Genomic DNA, 16,871 nt, shown 5'->3' on the forward strand with positions numbered 1-16,871 from the left:
CTCTTACCTGCATTTTTTGTCATCAAAAAACACATCCAACCCCACAAAAAGACTAAAAATGACCGGTAAAAAAGAAATCGATCTATAGCTGAAATGTAAATAAAAAAAACAAGAAATCAACAATTATCTATTGATTAACAGATGTTTAGGATAGCATAAAACGAACAGTTCGCTGCCCGACGAGTATTTTCATGACGAACACGGTCTCTGCTTTACGGTACCTTGGAAGATTCAGGCCACTATTCGAAGTCAGGGTGGCCAATTCTGGCAATGCCTAAGCCGGAATGGTCATTGTAAATTTCGCACCTTCGCCTTCCCTGCTTTCTACGCTCATTGTGCCGCCATGCCCTTTTGTCACAATGTCGTAGGCTAACGATAACCCCAGACCGGTTCCCTCGCCAGTAGGCTTGGTGGTAAAAAAGGGCTGAAAAATTTTTTGCAGCACCTCCTCCGGAATGCCCGTACCGTTATCGCTAACCGTAACCTGAGCGTGGTTATCCACACAGTGTGTACTGACCGTAACGGTAGGTTTATAAGGAGGTTGTCCATCGACTGGCGGGCCCAGCTGTTTTTGGCGTTGCTGCACCGCGTAAAACGCATTTGTAAACAGATTTAACAATACGCGTCCGATGTCCTGTGGTACTAAACTGACAGGCCCAATAGACGAATCAAAATCTGTATTCAGAATCGCATTAAAGGTCTTGTCTTTAGCCCGCAGCCCATGATACGCCAAACGCAAATACTCGTCGCATAAGGCATTGATATCAGTAGGTTCGCGCTGACCCGTACTGGCGCGGGAGTGTTGCAGCATTCCCTTCACAATCGATGAAGCCCGTCCGCCATGGTGATGGATTTTCTCCAGATTCTGCTTCAAATCCATCAGTAATTCACCCTCCAGTTCAAGATCACGAGCGGGTTTCGACTGCTCATCGTTCAGCTCATCAATCAGTTCCATGCTCACCTCCGCAAAGTTGTTGACAAAATTGAGCGGATTTTGAATCTCATGAGCAATACCAGCGGTCAGTTCACCCAGCGACGCCATCTTTTCGCTATGAATGAGTTGGTTCTGAGTAGCTTTTAACTCCGTAAGTGCCTGCTCCAGTTCTTCTTTCTGACGCGTAATTTCGGCCGTCCGCTCGGCAACCAGGTATTCTAGCTCATTTTTCTTGCCTTCTATGATACGTCGCTCTTCTGCTTCTTTTTCGCGTTCAAGCCGTATTTTTTCCAATGATTTTTTCTGGTTCGACGCAATCACCATAAAGGTGATTAACCAGATAAAAGCGAACGTACTGGCCGAATCGAAGTAGGTATGGCTGGCTTTATAAAAACCAGGCGCCAGCGGCTTTAACAGGTTACTGATAACGCTGATGATCGCATAGGGCGCGATGGCAAAGAGTAGGGTTCGGGCCGGCCGTAAATCATACAGTTGCCAGACTGTATATACAATCGAAAGAATAACAATCAGTTGGAACCAGATGAGCCAGGGCCGCGGAAATACCTCACCAAGACCCATCAGTATAAAACCGCTGATCCATACCTGCCGAAGATACCTATCCCACTCGGGCAGGCGGGTAGCCGTTTCCAGAAACGTTCGAACGTAGCGGATGACGAAAAAAGAAACTAAAATCGCTATATACGATTCACCATCTGACCAGCTCATACTTTTTCCTGATTAGCGTGGTTCGACTGACGGGCAATGAGTTCATTCTGACGCCGAATCCGCCCTGATAAACTCCGGACGATGCTACGTAACACTTCGCTCCGTTCTTCCATCAAATCATAGAAATCATCCTGATCAATACGTAATAGCCGAACATCCGTAACAGCTTCTGCCGTGGCTGAACGGGCTTCCGTATCCAGCAAGGCCAGCTCGCCAAAAAAATCCCCGCGCCCAAAGCGTGCCAGTTCCGTGTTGCCATCCAGAATAGCCACCTCGCCCGTATAAATGACGTACATACCTGTGCCAAGATCGCCTTTATGAAAGATCGATTCGCCTGCCGAATGCGTTTCTTCTTTCATGATTGGCGTAATACTGGCCAGTACATTTTCAGGAGTTTGGGAAAACAAACTGGTTTGAGCCAGTAGTAGTACCCGGTCATACGCAGAAATTTGATCGGTTGAATGGGATGGGTGGCTCATGAGCAAGGGTGATAAAGTGGTAAATTGAGCAGCTAACGCCTGTTGAGCCATCTTCGCTTCATGAGCAGGAAGGCCACGCAGTGCAACGCTAACTGTCCAGTCGGAAAAAGCGGTTTCCCCCAGTCGTAGAATAAATGCCCGAATGGGTTCAGGATCATCAAACGTACCAAGTTCGTCGTCAAGAATACGCACTTTTTCTGACCGGGGCAGGTCATCGACCAACACCTGGAGCGTCTGGTACGTATCTCTGGGAATCAGATTATCCAGCATTTCGAGCGCATTGGCCCGGCGTTCGCGTGCCGGATGCCCGATGCCGAGTCTGGCCCCGGCAATTGTATCGGAGTCATACAGCTGAGTCAATATATCGAACAACCGCTGAATCAGCACCGACAGCTCATAATCAAGGGTTTCGGTTAGCTCAGCATCGGTCAGGCTACCGTGCAGAAGCCGCTGGGCAAACCGTACTTCCTCGTGTACCAGCGCCCGAAACATAGGGTCATCAGCTGGTTCATTATTGAAGTGGCGTAACGCCCGCAGAGCAGCACTCCGAACCAGCAGATCAGGATTCTGCGCCATTTCATTCAGCAACTGCCGACTTTCGGGAGTGTTGATAGCCCCGCTGATGGCTGCAATACGTTCCATAACCAACCGATCGGTAGTTGTGTGCCACATCTTGCGCAACGCTGGAATTATTTCTGTCCCGCGCGCTTTCAGCGCCTGCGTTACGGTCCGCCCGATGCTTTTGTCGGCAATATTGCTTAATAAATACTGCGTCAGGCTTGTATCCGATAACCGGCCGGCGGCTAGAATGGCCGCTTTTGAGACGCCACTATCCGAACTAGTTAATCGCTGATTCACCAGAGTCGCAAAATCATTCAGTCGTAATGTCCCGATCAGGTTCAGGGCTATTTGCTGATTTGCTGGATTAGCATCATTAACCAACTGACGCAGTTTTGCCTGCGCAGCATTGTCGTGCGGATTTAATTCCAGTACGCCCTGAATGGCCCCTCGCCGAATGTTCAGATCACTGTGGTTAATGAGCGGAGCCAGTTCAGCGGCTTCAACGTTTATCCGTCTACCTAGTAAATAGGCAGCCTGCTGGCGGAGTGACGGTTCCTCATCGGCCAGCGCAATATGAGTCAGCTGACGTACTGGCAGGGCCTGGTTTACTCGTCCGGCCGCAGCCAGGGTTCGGCGACGAACGCTCACATCAGCATGGGTCAACAGCGATGGGATCTGTTGCCCCAATTCTGTCGGATTGTGCGCGTCGAGCCAGCCAATGGCGGTCAGTACGTCGTCGGTGCGAGTACTTTGTAACTGACGAACCAGACTTGCCTGGGCAGTTACAGGCATGGCCAGTTGATCACGCTCCAGAAACCGACGGCCAATAGCATCATTTAGTTCGAGCAGGTATTTTTTATAGGTATGACGGAGTAGCCAGATGGCTCCTGCCATTAGTCCGATCCATACCAGCGGTACACCCGACTCCAGAGTTGCATGAAGCAAAGCGATCAAGACGCCCGCAATGCCTAAGCCGATGGGTTCATACAGTCCTTTTGCCAGTGTGTGCCCCTTGAGCCGCTGTGGAGGCAGTAGCGGCTGAAATAATACCAGAAAAACAGGATCAAACAGCGCCCGGCGTGCTACCTCGAAAACAAGGTACAGCGCACAGAAATAAATCAGCAAAACAGTTTCTGTTGTGGCAACCAGATGTAGAATCGTTAATCCCGCCAGGCCAATCAGCGCAACCCAGGGCAATACAACCAGCGAGGGCTGGATACCAAACCGGTCGAGTACCTGGCGCGACATCAGGAGCTTAACCAGCATGGCCACTCCATAAGTCAAGGCCAGTACGTAGCTGACATACCGGATAACGTCGGTCTGATTATGAAAGCGATGCTTTACGTTGATGAAAAAATTGTACTCGATTTCAGTCCCTACAGCGGCTAATAGGGCCAGACTCAGGCACATATAAAAAATCAGTTCGCTCCCACCAAATCGCTTACCGATCAACCGCGACGGTTCGCGGCCAATAGCCCGGTCGGAGCGGTGGGGAGCATGTACATCGTGCGATTGAATGGTCAGGTGTAGGACGTACAGAGCGGCCAGAAACGTCCCGAAAGCTACCATCAGCAGGCGTATTACGTCGTCGTGTGCGTGAACCAGAGCGGCCAGAATCGCGCCCAACGCCTTGGCTGGCATGTCGCCGGAACTAATTACGCTAAACAATCGCTTGCTCTGCCGCGTATCGAAAACCACCGCCGAAACACCCCAGAATTCGAGATTCGTGAGTAGGTAGATGATTCGGTAGCCGGTCATGATCGCCACCGCAGCCGCTACGGAATGGCCAACCAGTACCAGAATAGCCACCACTACGGTCATCACAACCGCCGTTAACAGAACCCGTATGGCCAGCGTCTGTAATCCTAAATGATGCTCAAAATATGCATACAGCCGACCCACGCATATCATACCCACAGCCGATGCTATGTAGGCAACGGGTAAGCTGGTTTCGGGGTTATTTTCAAGCAGAATGGCATTGGCTGCTACATAAATGAGGATAGTACCAATGCCCAGCAAAAAGTTATGAATAAAGAATAAACGTACCGTTCTCCCTTCCTCCGGTCGGATGCCTAACGCCCGATGCCATCGTTGCGGTTGAGAAGGCGATTGATACGTAGAGTCTGCATCAACGATCATAAGCAGGTTTCGCAACACGATTTACTGTCAAATATAAGCACCGATAATTCAGAAGATGACTACTTCCTGCGTAATATGCTCCATAATTCGACTATCTTCAATAACGTTTATGAATTAACGCTGATGGCAATGACTTTGGGTAGATTAATTTTAGTATGCGTACTATGGGTTCAACCTTATATCCAACTATTTTCTCAGGCTACTAAGACGGGCCAATCAACCAGCAGCTTACCGGGTACCTATATACTCCGACCAGACCGTGTTTTTGATGGGGAGACCTTTCATGAGAACTGGGCGGTACGTGTAAAAGGCGATAAAATAGACGCAGTCGGCCCGGCAAACGGTGTGGCAGCCGATGGCGCTGAAATCGTCGATCTTAAAGGAACAACGTTAATGCCTGGATTGATTGAGGGCCATTCGCATTTGCTGCTGCATCCGTATAACGAGACGCCCTGGGACGATCAGGTTCTGAAAGAAGCGCGCTCATTACGTGTGGCCAGAGCCACGGTTCATGCCCAGAAAACATTGATGGCTGGCTTTACGACCGTGCGCGATCTGGGTACGGAAGGCGCTGATTACGATGATGTTGGTCTTAAACAGGCTATCAATCAAGGCGTTATACCCGGTCCCCGCATGGTGATCGTGACGCGTGCGCTCATTGCAACGGGCAGTTACGCTCCCAAAGGATTTAGCGCGGATATTGATATTCCGCAGGGAGCGGAAGAAGCCGATGGGCAGGATGCGTTAATTAAAGCGGTACGTCGGCAAATTGGCAAGGGAGCGGATGCCATAAAAATCTATGCAGATTATCGTTGGGGACTGATGGCCGAAGCGCGTCCGACTTACACCATCGAGGAGATTAAGCTAATTGTGGAGGTAGCCAAAAGCAGTGGCCGGGCTGTAGTGGCCCATGCCAGTACGGCTGAGGGAATGCGACGCGCTATTCTGGGCGGTTGCGAGACGGTTGAACATGGCGATGCCGGTACGCCTGAGATATTCGCACTGATGAAGCAATACGGTACAGCTCTCTGTCCGACCTTAGCGGCTGGGGATGCTGTTAGCCAGTACCGTGGCTGGAAAAAGGAACAGATCCTGAACCAGAACGCTTAAAGCAAAAACGGATAACGTTTAAACAAGCGCTCGACGCTGGTGTAATCATCTGTGCCGGAGGTGATGTAGGCGTGTTTACCCATGGTGATAACGCTCGCGAACTGGTTATGATGGTCGATTACGGCATGAAGCCCATTGATGTGTTGCGGTCGGCTACCTCTGTTAATGCAGACGTATTTCACTTAAGCGACCGCGGGCGTATCCGGCCGGGTTTACTCGCTGATCTGGTAGCTGTAGACGGCGATCCGGGTAAGACTATAGCTGATTTGCAACGGGTTCGAATCGTTATGAAAGGCGGGATTTTTTATAAGCGTTAACGCAAAAATTTACTGTACAATCTTTCCTTCACATGTTAATAAAACCGTAATACGCCTTTTTTACAACAATTTCATTCGTCGTTTGGATTTTTGGGCTAATTTCGCCCGGCCGGTTCGCCGGTGCGGTGGACTCGTCCGTATGGAAGCGCGACGATTTCTGTTCAGCAGAACAACCCGCTTGACCCTAATTCATTACCCCTGATTAAATATACCCTGTTTTTATGGCTAATACCGCTGAATTAACGGTCGATGGTAAGTCCTATTCATTCCCGACTTTGGAGGGAACTGAACATGAAAAAGCCTTCGACATCTCGAATCTTCGTGATCAGACCGGCTACGTTACGTTAGACCGGGGTTATAAAAATACCGGTGCCACCAAAAGCGCCATTACATTCTTAGATGGTGAACAGGGCATCCTGCAATATCGCGGTTACGCGATTGAAGACCTGGCGGCAAAAGCATCGTTTCTGGAAGTCGCTTATCTGCTTATTTACGGCGAGTTACCTACCAAAGATGAGTATGCGAAGTTCGAAACGTCGATTCGGCGGCATACATTGGTCAACGAAGACATGCGGAAAATCTTTGACGGTTTTCCGGTGAAAGCGCACCCAATGGGGGTTCTGGCTTCGTTGGTAAGCGCCATGAGTGCTTTTTATCCTGATCTGGAAAGTGGTAAGGAAGAGGACAAAACGGACTTACACATCATTCGGTTACTGGCCAAATTACCAACGATTGCTACGTGGTCTTACAAGCGGGCGTTGGGCCATCCCATGAATTACCCCAAAAACCAGCTCGATTACATTCCGAACTTCCTGAATATGATGTTCTCGCTACCGGTTGAGGACTATAAAGTTGATCCGGTTGTTGTCGAAGCCTTGAACGTATTGCTGATTCTTCACGCTGACCATGAGCAAAACTGTTCAACCTCTACGGTTCGGCTCGTAGGTTCATCACAGGCAAATATTTATTCCTCGATTTCTGCCGGAATCAGCGCATTGTGGGGTCCGCTCCACGGTGGCGCCAACCAGGAGGTAATCGAGATGCTTGAGGCCATCAAAGCTGATGGTGGCGACGTATCGAAATACGTAGACATGGCTAAAAATGCCAAAACCACCGGTTTCCGGCTATTCGGTTTTGGGCACCGTGTTTACAAAAACTTTGACCCTCGCGCCAAAATCATCAAGAAAGCCGCTGACGACGTACTGAGTAAGCTGGGCGTCAACGACCCTGTTCTGGAGATCGCAAAAGGACTGGAAGAAGCTGCCCTGCATGATGACTATTTCATTCAGCGCAAACTGTACCCGAACGTTGATTTCTATTCGGGTATTATTTATCGGGCGCTTGGCATTCCAACCAATATGTTCACGGTCATGTTTGCCATTGGCCGTCTGCCGGGCTGGATTGCGCAATGGAAAGAAATGCGTGAACAAAAAGAGCCCATCGGCCGCCCCCGTCAGATCTATACAGGCGCTACGTTGCGGGAATTTATCTCGCTCGAAAACAGATAGATTGAACGTAGCACCGAAGCTTCGGCTGAGAAATAGCTAACTACTGATCTCAGTTGAAGCCAGTGCTTCGCTAAATCCCCAGGACGTACATACATACATAAAAAAAGGGTAACTGATTAATAACCAGCTACCCTTTTTTCATACAGCCGAATCTCGAGATTCGTTACTACAAAAATGAATTAATCGTCCAGCAAGCCTTCATCGTCGGCTTCGGTGCCTTCTAGAACAGGATCAAGCAGAGCGTCATCATCTTCAGCAATCTTAGCCCGAATTTTACCTTCAAGCTCAGCCATCAGTTCAGGATTATCGAGAAGTAATTCCTTAACGGCATCACGGCCCTGTGCCAGACGGCTGGTGCCATACGAGAACCAGGAACCTGATTTCTTGACAATCTCCATTTCAACAGCCAGGTCGAGTATTTCACCAACTTTCGATATACCTTGACCGTACATAATGTCGAACTCAACAACTTTGAAAGGAGCGGCCAATTTGTTCTTAACCACTTTCACCTTCGTACGGTTACCTACTACGTTGTCGGCACCTTCTTTAATCTGGCCAATACGGCGAATGTCCAGACGAACCGACGAATAGAACTTCAGGGCATTACCACCCGTTGTTGTTTCAGGATTACCGAACATAACCCCGATTTTCTCCCGTAACTGGTTGATGAAAATGCAGCAGCAACCCGTTTTGTTGATTGTACCGGTCAGTTTCCGTAGTGCCTGCGACATCAGACGAGCCTGCAGACCCATTTTGCTCTCACCCATTTCGCCTTCAATTTCGGCTTTTGGGACCAGTGCGGCTACTGAGTCAATAACAATGATATCAATAGCACCCGAGCTAATCAGGTGTTCGGCAATTTCGAGAGCCTGTTCTCCATTGTCAGGCTGCGAGATCAGCAGGTTTTTGGTATCGATACCCAGCTTTTCGGCATAAACCCGGTCGAAGGCGTGCTTGGCATCTATGAAAGCGGCCAGTCCGCCATTTTTCTGCGCTTCAGCGATGCAGTGCATCGTCAGCGTGGTTTTACCGGATGATTCAGGGCCGTAGATTTCAACAATACGACCACGGGGTACGCCACCGATACCGAGGGCTAAATCCAAACCCAGCGAGCCGGTCGAAATAACCGGAACATCAACAACTTTGCTTTCGCTCAGGCGCATTACTGTGCCTTTACCGAACGCTTTGTCAAGTTTCTCGATGGTCGTTTGAAGGGCTTTTAATTTACTGTCATTAGCAGATGCTGTGGCTTGCGCCGTATCTGATTTTGCCATGTTAGGATGGTTGTTTAAACAGATAAAATTACCCAAAAATGGGCAGATTACCAAAGGGTTTTTGAAAATAGTTGGGGCATTTGCAGGTTATCTTCTTCTTGTTGGCAACCGATTAAAATCACCCAAAAAATACCCTGACTATCAATCGTTTACTAAAGAATCGAATCCTTTCTTATTTACAGTGTCGAATCGGCGGATGCGGGCTGCTGAGCCGGTGCTGGCTGCTGGCTTTGCGGCTGTGTCTGTTGCGGCTGAGCAGGCTGAGTTTGACCCGGCTGATAGCCTGGATAGGCCGACGAATCGCCATAGGGACGTACCGGCGGTCCAACGAATTCGACGCCCGTGATATAGTATTTCGTCTCGCCGTTCCAAGGGAATTTCAAAATCTTTTCTTCGTAGTGCAGGGTTACCCGCTGGCCCGTCTTAACGGCCTGCGTTACCTGGGCTGCCACGGCTTCATCGCTTACTGAAAAATCGAAATACTGGGGTGTTAATGAACCCGTCTCACCCGAAAAGCCGCCTACATTCAATACGCCTTCATAGGTTTTAAAGACGAACCCCCGGCGACTAAACTTGGAAACAGTTCCCGCCCGTTCGCCATCACTATAGCTCCAGCCTGTCAGCGCGTAGAGTGCGCCAAAAACGATCAACAAAAACAGCAGAAAATATAATAGACCTCGCATAAATTATAGTGGTTTGGTGGCGTTGTAAAAGCACACAAATAGACAACATTTTCTGATAACTTCTGTTTCAGGTCTTTATTGACATTAAATTATTGGGCTGGTCACGCACTTGCCTGTCGTCTTTTCCGTCGCTCCTCTAAAAGTTTTGCCCTGTATTTTGTTACTTTGCGGCTGGTTAGCTGCTTTGCCTAATTGCTTGGTAGTCAAACCCACAAAATAGAATCGTTTGTTATCAATCCTTTTTATTCTCTCCAATGAGTACCATCCAAAGCATTCATGCCCGGCAAATTCTGGATTCTTGGGGCAACCCAACCGTCGAAGTAGACGTTCGCACTGAAACTGGTTTTCTGGGCCGGGCGGCCGTTCCCTCGGGCGCATCGACAGGCACCCACGAAGCGGTCGAACTCCGCGATGACGACAAAAAGGTGTATATGGGCAAGGGCGTCCTGAAAGCCGTTTCGAATGTTAACGAATTGATTTTCCCGGAACTAGTTGGCATTTCGATCTTCGAGCAAAGCATGATTGATAAAATTATGCTGGAGCTAGACGGGACGTCTAATAAAGGCAAATTAGGGGCGAATGCCATTCTGGGCGTATCGCTGGCCGTTGCGAAAGCAGCCGCTCAGGAAGCCGGTTTACCCCTTTATCGGTACATCGGTGGTGTGAATGCCAATACGTTGCCCGTGCCGATGATGAACATCCTGAACGGTGGTTCACATGCCGATAACTCTATCGATTTTCAGGAATTTATGGTTATGCCCGCCAACGCGTCAAGCTTTTCAGAAGCACTCCGGATGGGCACCGAGATTTTCCATACGCTCAAAGGCGTACTGAAAAAAATGGGCTTAGCGACCAACGTAGGCGACGAAGGTGGTTTTGCTCCTAACATTAAATCGAACGACGAGGCCATTCAAACCATTATTCAGGCTATTGAGAAAGCAGGCTACCGTCCGGGCGAAGACGTCTGGATTGCAATGGATGCCGCTTCATCGGAGTTTTATGATGCCGAAACCGGTGTGTATCACTTCAAAAAATCAACCGGCGACAAACTGACCTCATCGGAAATGGCAGGTTTCTGGAAAGAATGGGTGGGCAAATACCCAATTCTGTCGATTGAAGATGGGATGGCCGAAGATGACTGGGATGGCTGGAAAGCACAAACCGACCTGTTGAAAGACAATAAAACGCAGCTAGTTGGGGATGACCTGTTCGTAACCAACGTAACGCGTCTTCAGGAAGGGATCGATAAAGGCATTGCCAACGCTATTCTGGTGAAAGTAAACCAGATTGGCTCGCTGACCGAAACCATCGACACGGTAAATCTGGCAAAACGGAATTCCTACAAAAACATCATGTCGCACCGTTCGGGCGAAACCGAAGATGCCACCATTGCTGATCTGGCCGTAGCGCTCAACACCGGCCAAATCAAGACGGGTTCGGCTTCGCGCTCTGACCGGATGGCGAAATACAACCAGTTGCTCCGTATTGAGGAGGAGTTGGGCGAAACGGCTTATTTCCCAGGACTAAAGTTTTAACTAATGATGAATGATAAAAGATGAGTGATGAATGGTTTATCAGGGTCATTCATCACTCATCATTTATCATTCATCATTCATCATCATGCTACAAAAGCTGCTCCAGTACGGTCGGAACTTCTACGTCGCTTCAGGCTTGGGCCTGTTGATCTGGATGACGTTTTTTGACGCAAACGATCTGCCCACTCAAATTCGGAACTGGTGGAAGCTGCATGAGCTGGATGGAAAAGCCAAATACTATCAGGAACGAATTAAAGCTGTGCAAACGGAGCGGAAGGAAGTACTGGGTAATGATCAGCTTCGCGAAAAGTTTGCCCGGGAAAAGTATTTGATGAAACGCCCCGAAGAAGACGTTTTTGTCATCGTGGATGAACACAATGAACCGTTGGAAAAGTAATTATGAATTATAAATGCTGAATAATGATTTATCAAGATCACTCATTATTCAGCATTCATCATTATGATCTCTGTTCTCTTCGTTTGCTTGGGTAACATCTGCCGTTCACCGGTGGCGGAGGGCGTTTTTAGACAGTTGGTGGCTGAAGCCGGATTCGATAAACAGATCAGTTGCGACTCAGCCGGGACATCGTCTTACCACATTGGCAGCCTGCCCGACCGACGTACCCGCGAAAATGCACTGGAACATGGCCTTACGCTTACGCATCGTGCCCGGCGCCTGATCGGGGAAGATCTGGCCTTGTTCGATTACTTCGTGGCGATGGACGAAAAAAACCTTGAAGCGCTTGAAAAACTCAACTACCGTAGCACAGGTCTTTACACGAACGACACGATTTTTCTGCTACGGGAATTTGATCCCGATGTTAGCGACGAACCCGACGTACCAGACCCGTATTACGAAGGCCCCGACGTTTTTGAAGAGGTTTATCAGATTACAGTACGTTGCTGCCGCCAATTATTAACCTATTTAGTGCAACAGCATAAACTTCAAATTGTGAATGAGCGAATAAGTGATTGAATAAAAAACGCCTGATTTGGCTCATTCACTCAATCACTCATTCGCTCATTCACTCATTCACAATTTGAACCTATGAATAAGAAAGTCATTCTCATCATTCTCGATGGTTGGGGTATTCCGCTGAAGCCCGAAGTTTCGGCTATTGAAGCAGCGCACACGCCCTTTATAAACTCCCTATATCCTAAATACCCAAACAGTAGGCTCGAAGCATCGGGATTGGCGGTTGGGCTGCCCGCCGGTCAAATGGGCAATTCTGAAGTAGGTCATATGAACCTTGGCGCAGGTCGGGTTGTGTATCAGGATTTAGTGAAGGTTAATAAGGCAGTTGAAGAACATACCCTCGACAAGGAGCCCGTTCTGGTCGATGCGCTGAATTACGCCAAAACCAGCGGCAGAAAGGTTCATTTCATTGGGCTCGTTTCCGATGGTGGCGTTCATGCTCATATCGACCACCTCAAAGGATTGCTATCCATAGCGCACGCTCACGAACTGACCAACGTATTTGTTCATGCCTTTACCGATGGACGCGATACCGATCCGAAGGGGGGCATTGGCTACATCAGCGAGGTTCAGGCGCACATGGCTGAGACAACCGGGCAGATCGCCAGTGTTATCGGGCGTTATTATGCCATGGACCGCGACAATCGCTGGGAGCGGGTGAAAATCGCCTACGACGCTATGGTTAACGGTATAGGCACTAAAATAGCACCAGCAGATGTAACGAAAGCCTTACAGGAATCCTATGACGCGGATGTGACCGATGAATTCATCAAGCCAATTATCGTGGCTAAAGCCGATGGTTCGCCAGTGGCCGTAATTGAGGAAGGCGACGTAGTGCTTTGTTTTAATTTCCGAACCGACCGTGGCCGCGAAATCACGCAGGCCCTGACGCAGAAGGATTTTCCGGAGCAGGGCATGAAAAAACTGGCGCTGGATTACATTACCATGACAAACTACGATAGCGAGTTTGTCGGCGTTAAGGTTATTTTCGATAAAGATAATCTGGAAAAAACGCTGGGCGAAGTGGTCGCTAGTGTAGGTCGAAAGCAGATCCGGATTGCCGAGACAGAGAAATATCCGCACGTTACGTTCTTTTTCTCCGGCGGCCGCGAAGAGCCGTTTCCCGGTGAAAAACGGCTGCTTTGTCCGTCTCCAAAAGAAATGGTTATCCGCGATGACCGCGGTGTAGAAATAACCATACCGGTTAAAACCTACGACCAGATTCCCGAAATGGCGGCCTACGATATTCGGAACGCTATTATTCCTGAACTGGAAAAAGAAGAGGCTGATTTCATTTGCCTGAATTTTGCCAATACCGACATGGTAGGTCACACAGGCGTATTTGAGGCTGTGGTAAAAGCGGCCGAAACAGCGGATGCCTGCGCAAAAGCTGTCACGGAAACGGCTCTGGAGCACGGCTATACAACGATCATCATCGCCGATCATGGCAATGCCGAGTATATGGTTAATGACGACGGTACGCCCAATACAGCGCATACCATTAACCTGGTGCCCTGTATTCTGGTGGATAAAGATTACCATCCCGAATTGAAAGATGGGAAACTTGCCGACATTGCGCCTACCATTCTGCAACTCATGGGTATTCCGCAACCGGCTGTCATGGGGGGCGTAAGCCTGATCAAAGAATAGCCTAATTGGCGATCGCCAATAAAAGCCGCACCTGCTCAATTAGGTGCGGCTTTTTTATGATGCAGGCCCCTAACAGTAGTAGAACGTATTAACTGCCCTTTAGGAAGGAAATCGCCAAACGCAGCCGTTCCTGAAGTATGCAGATTAATAATTCCTTACAGACTACTGACCTTACTACCAAACTTGATCGCTTCTGGGGATTATCCGGCCAGAAAATCAACCTGATCGACAAAGAGTACGACGTAACGAAAGGCTCGCCCGTCTTTACGGTTGCGGGAAAATACACCACACGAGGCTGGACAGAATGGACCCAGGGCTTCCAGTTTGGTTCGGCTATTTTGCAATTCGATGCCACAAATGATACAGATTTTCTGGAAACAGGCCGTCAGAAAACGCTTGCTGTGATGGCTCCTCACATCAGCCACATCGGTGTGCATGACCACGGCTTCAACAATGTCAGTACGTATGGCAACTTACTGCGATTAATGCGGGAAGGAAAAATCCCAGACAATGAGTGGGAAAAGAATTTTTATGAACTAGCCCTGAAAATCTCCGGCGCCGTACAGGCCAGTCGCTGGACAAGTATAAAAAACGGCGGGTTTATTAGCTCCTTTAATGGACCACACTCGCTTTTTGTCGATACGATTCGTTCCTGCCGTGCCCTCGTACTGAGTCACGCACTCGGTCACGTATTTCAGGGGGAAGGTGACGCAAAAATCAATTTACTGGAACGAGCGCTGCAGCACATCAAGGCTACGGCCGACTACTCGGTCTTTTACGGGGAAGGTCGTGATTCGTACGATTTGTGGGGGCGTACCGCTCACGAAAGCGTTTTCAATGTAAAAGACGGTAATTTCCGATGCCCTGAATTCGCAACAGGGCTATTCAGGATTTACAACCTGGACACGGGGACTTGCCTGGGCTATGTGTGGTTTTGCGGAGGAGCTGGAATGGTTGACCACCCGCGATGAGGCTGAACTTGAGCCGTTTGGCGGACGCTCAACGATTGAAGCCTACATGCTGAAAGCAGCTATAGCAACCTGCGATTTTTACATTGAACATACACCTACAGATGGCATTCCGTATTGGGATACAGGTGCGCCAAACCTGCACCGTCTGGGTGATTACCTAAACCGCCCGGCTGACCCTTACAATGACTTCGAACCCGTCGACAGTTCAGCAGCCGCTATTGGCGCTCAGGGCCTTTTGCGATTAGGTACGTATCTGACGAATAAAGGACAGACCGATGCCGGGAAACGATATTATCAGGCGGGGTTGACGGTTGTTGATACATTACTCGCTGAGCCTTATCTGAGCACTGGTTCCGATCATCAGGGATTGCTTCTGCACTCAATTTATCACCAACCCAATGGCTGGGACTACGTACCACCCGGCAGTAAGATTGCCAATGGCGAATCGAGTATGTGGGGCGACTACCATATCCGCGAAGTCGCACTGTATTTGCAACGTATTATCCGTAACGAGCCGTACTACACTTTCTTTAACTGCCTGCCGCAATGAGTGAGAAATACAAACCCCAGTTTCCCAGGATGGCCCAGTTGAAAACGGCTACTGACCTGCGGAATTATCTGGAAACGAACAACATCGACCTGCCGTTTGACGAAACCCTGTTGCCTCCCGGTGAAAGTCCCTTCAACCGCCCTATTCAGCTTAAATCGGGCAAACGGATTGGCAACAGTCTTTGTATTTTGCCCATGGAAGGCTGGGATGGGACGACAGACGGACGCCCAACCGAATTTACACGAAATCGCTGGAAAAAATTTGCTGTCAGTGGGGCCAAACTTCTGTTCGGTTGCGAAGCAGTAGCCGTTTGTCATTCGGGAAAAGCCAATCCGAATCAGTTGGTTATCAATACAAAAACGTTTCCAGACTTCGTTGATCTGCGGCAATCGCTGCTTAACGACCATGCGGAAGCCTTCGGAAAAACGGACGACTTGTTGATTGGTCTTCAGCTTACGCATTCAGGGCGTTTTTGTAAACCCAAAAGCCATAAAACATTCGAGTCGAAAATTCTTTATAGCCACCCGTTTCTAAACGGTAAGTTTGGCATGCCCGCCGACTATCCGGTTCTCACGGATGAAGACATCGACCAGATTATCGAGCAGTACGTAGAAGCTGCGGTACTGGCGCAGAAAGCTGGATTTGATTTTGTAGACGTAAAGCACTGTCACGGTTATCTGGGCCACGAGTTCCTGAGCGCCGTGAGCCGGGAAGGGCGTTACGGTGGCTCTTTCGAGAATCGAACGCGCTATCTGCAGAATATCGTTTCGGGTATCCGGCAAGCAGCACCGGGTCTGGAAATCGGGATTCGGCTGAGCGCGTTTGATATGCTTCCCTTCAAGAAAGGTCCTGTTGGTACGGGTATTCCTGAATCGGCAGCGTCATACTCCTATGCGTTTGGAGGACAACCCAACGGCCTGGGAATCGATCTGACTGAAACGAAAGCCTTCCTCTCGCTGGCCGAATCACTGGGTATCCAGCTTGTGTGCATAACGGGTGGCAGCCCTTATTATAATCCACACCTGATGCGACCGGCGCTTTTCCCCCATCCGATGGGTACCTTCCTCCTGAAGACCCACTGCTCGGGGTAAAGCGGCAAATAGACGTAACAAACGAGCTGAAACAGGCTTTCCCTGAACTGGTAATCATAGGGTCAGGGTATTCTTACTTACAGGAATGGCTTCCCAACGTAGCGCAGTACGTGTTGCGGAATGGCATGGCCGACAGTATCGGTTTTGGACGGATGGTATTATCCTACCCGACGATGCCTGCCGATATGCTCGCGGGTCGGGCACTGGTCCGAAACCACATTTGCCGCACCTTTTCGGATTGCACGACGGCACCACGTAACGGCCTCATTTCGGGTTGTTATCCGCTGGATACACTCTACAAAAAAAGCCCCGAAGCCGAGCAGCTTAAGGTAATTAAAGATAGCTTATAGCAGCCGGTGACTGATTC

Annotated in this window: 9 protein-coding genes and 3 pseudogenes; 8 read left to right on the forward strand and 4 right to left on the reverse strand. The window is 49.3% G+C overall.

From position 1 onward, the window contains the following. Positions 1–274 precede the first annotated feature (274 nt). A complete protein-coding gene (locus tag LN737_RS02320) occupies positions 275–1,660 on the reverse strand; it encodes an ATP-binding protein (RefSeq protein ID WP_405515877.1) in 1,386 nt (461 codons plus the stop codon). Further along, positions 1,657–4,839: a cyclic nucleotide-binding domain-containing protein gene (locus tag LN737_RS02325; protein WP_405515879.1), complete on the reverse strand. Its 3,183-nt coding sequence runs from the start codon at positions 4,837–4,839 to the stop codon at positions 1,657–1,659. The genes LN737_RS02320 and LN737_RS02325 overlap by 4 nt, the downstream gene beginning before the upstream one ends. Positions 4,840–4,968: 129 nt before the next feature. Between LN737_RS02325 and LN737_RS02330 the strand changes: the two are divergent. Then, a pseudogene (locus tag LN737_RS02330) lies at positions 4,969–6,266 on the forward strand (amidohydrolase family protein). Between the two features lie 221 nt (positions 6,267–6,487). After that, positions 6,488–7,774, forward strand: coding sequence for a citrate synthase (locus LN737_RS02335; RefSeq protein ID WP_405515881.1), 1,287 nt, complete (start codon positions 6,488–6,490; stop codon positions 7,772–7,774). 179 nt (positions 7,775–7,953) lie between these two features. Here LN737_RS02335 and recA read toward each other — a convergent pair whose 3' ends face one another. Both recA and LN737_RS02345 read right to left on the reverse strand, forming a co-directional pair. Then, a complete protein-coding gene (gene recA, locus LN737_RS02340; protein ID WP_405515883.1) occupies positions 7,954–9,048 on the reverse strand; it encodes a recombinase RecA in 1,095 nt (364 codons plus the stop codon). A gap of 176 nt (positions 9,049–9,224) precedes the next feature. Then, the gene (locus LN737_RS02345; RefSeq protein ID WP_405515885.1) at positions 9,225–9,731 is read right to left on the reverse strand and encodes a hypothetical protein; all 507 of its coding nucleotides are present in this window, start codon (positions 9,729–9,731) and stop codon (positions 9,225–9,227) included. A gap of 254 nt (positions 9,732–9,985) precedes the next feature. Between LN737_RS02345 and eno the strand changes: the two genes are divergently transcribed. The 6 genes and pseudogenes from eno (at position 9,986) to LN737_RS02375 (ending at position 16,854) form a co-directional block, all read left to right on the forward strand. Next, positions 9,986–11,266, forward strand: a complete 1,281-nt coding sequence (gene eno / locus LN737_RS02350) for a phosphopyruvate hydratase (protein ID WP_405515887.1) — start codon at positions 9,986–9,988, stop codon at positions 11,264–11,266. Positions 11,267–11,351: 85 nt separating this feature from the next. Next, positions 11,352–11,663, forward strand: a complete 312-nt coding sequence (locus LN737_RS02355; protein WP_405515889.1) for a septum formation initiator family protein — start codon at positions 11,352–11,354, stop codon at positions 11,661–11,663. 63 nt (positions 11,664–11,726) lie between these two features. Then, positions 11,727–12,242 carry a low molecular weight protein-tyrosine-phosphatase gene (locus LN737_RS02360; RefSeq protein ID WP_405515891.1) on the forward strand — a complete coding sequence of 172 codons (516 nt, stop codon included), beginning with the start codon at positions 11,727–11,729 and terminating at the stop codon, positions 12,240–12,242. 72 nt (positions 12,243–12,314) lie between these two features. Further along, a complete protein-coding gene (gpmI, locus tag LN737_RS02365; RefSeq protein ID WP_405515892.1) occupies positions 12,315–13,892 on the forward strand; it encodes a 2,3-bisphosphoglycerate-independent phosphoglycerate mutase in 1,578 nt (525 codons plus the stop codon). Between the two features lie 137 nt (positions 13,893–14,029). Continuing rightward, positions 14,030–15,413: pseudogene (locus LN737_RS02370) on the forward strand (glycosyl hydrolase). Further along, positions 15,410–16,854 (forward strand): annotated as a pseudogene (locus tag LN737_RS02375) (NADH:flavin oxidoreductase). The pseudogenes LN737_RS02370 and LN737_RS02375 overlap by 4 nt, the downstream one beginning before the upstream one ends. The last annotated feature ends 17 nt before the right edge of the window (positions 16,855–16,871 follow it).

It is taken from the genome of Spirosoma sp. KNUC1025, assembly GCF_045160025.1.
Lineage (GTDB): Bacteria > Bacteroidota > Bacteroidia > Cytophagales > Spirosomataceae > Spirosoma.

What these genes read in the sequence shown, in the direction of transcription:
- LN737_RS02325 (WP_405515879.1), bottom strand. Translation starts at nt 4,839, where the DNA reads ATGATCGTTGATGCAGACTCTACGTATCAATCGCCTTCTCAACCGCAA.
- eno (WP_405515887.1), top strand. Translation starts at nt 9,986, where the DNA reads ATGAGTACCATCCAAAGCATTCATGCCCGGCAAATTCTGGATTCTTGG.
- gpmI (WP_405515892.1), top strand. Translation starts at nt 12,315, where the DNA reads ATGAATAAGAAAGTCATTCTCATCATTCTCGATGGTTGGGGTATTCCG.
- LN737_RS02360 (WP_405515891.1), top strand. Translation starts at nt 11,727, where the DNA reads ATGATCTCTGTTCTCTTCGTTTGCTTGGGTAACATCTGCCGTTCACCG.
- LN737_RS02320 (WP_405515877.1), bottom strand. Translation starts at nt 1,660, where the DNA reads ATGAGCTGGTCAGATGGTGAATCGTATATAGCGATTTTAGTTTCTTTT.
- LN737_RS02355 (WP_405515889.1), top strand. Translation starts at nt 11,352, where the DNA reads ATGCTACAAAAGCTGCTCCAGTACGGTCGGAACTTCTACGTCGCTTCA.
- LN737_RS02335 (WP_405515881.1), top strand. Translation starts at nt 6,488, where the DNA reads ATGGCTAATACCGCTGAATTAACGGTCGATGGTAAGTCCTATTCATTC.
- LN737_RS02345 (WP_405515885.1), bottom strand. Translation starts at nt 9,731, where the DNA reads ATGCGAGGTCTATTATATTTTCTGCTGTTTTTGTTGATCGTTTTTGGC.
- recA (WP_405515883.1), bottom strand. Translation starts at nt 9,048, where the DNA reads ATGGCAAAATCAGATACGGCGCAAGCCACAGCATCTGCTAATGACAGT.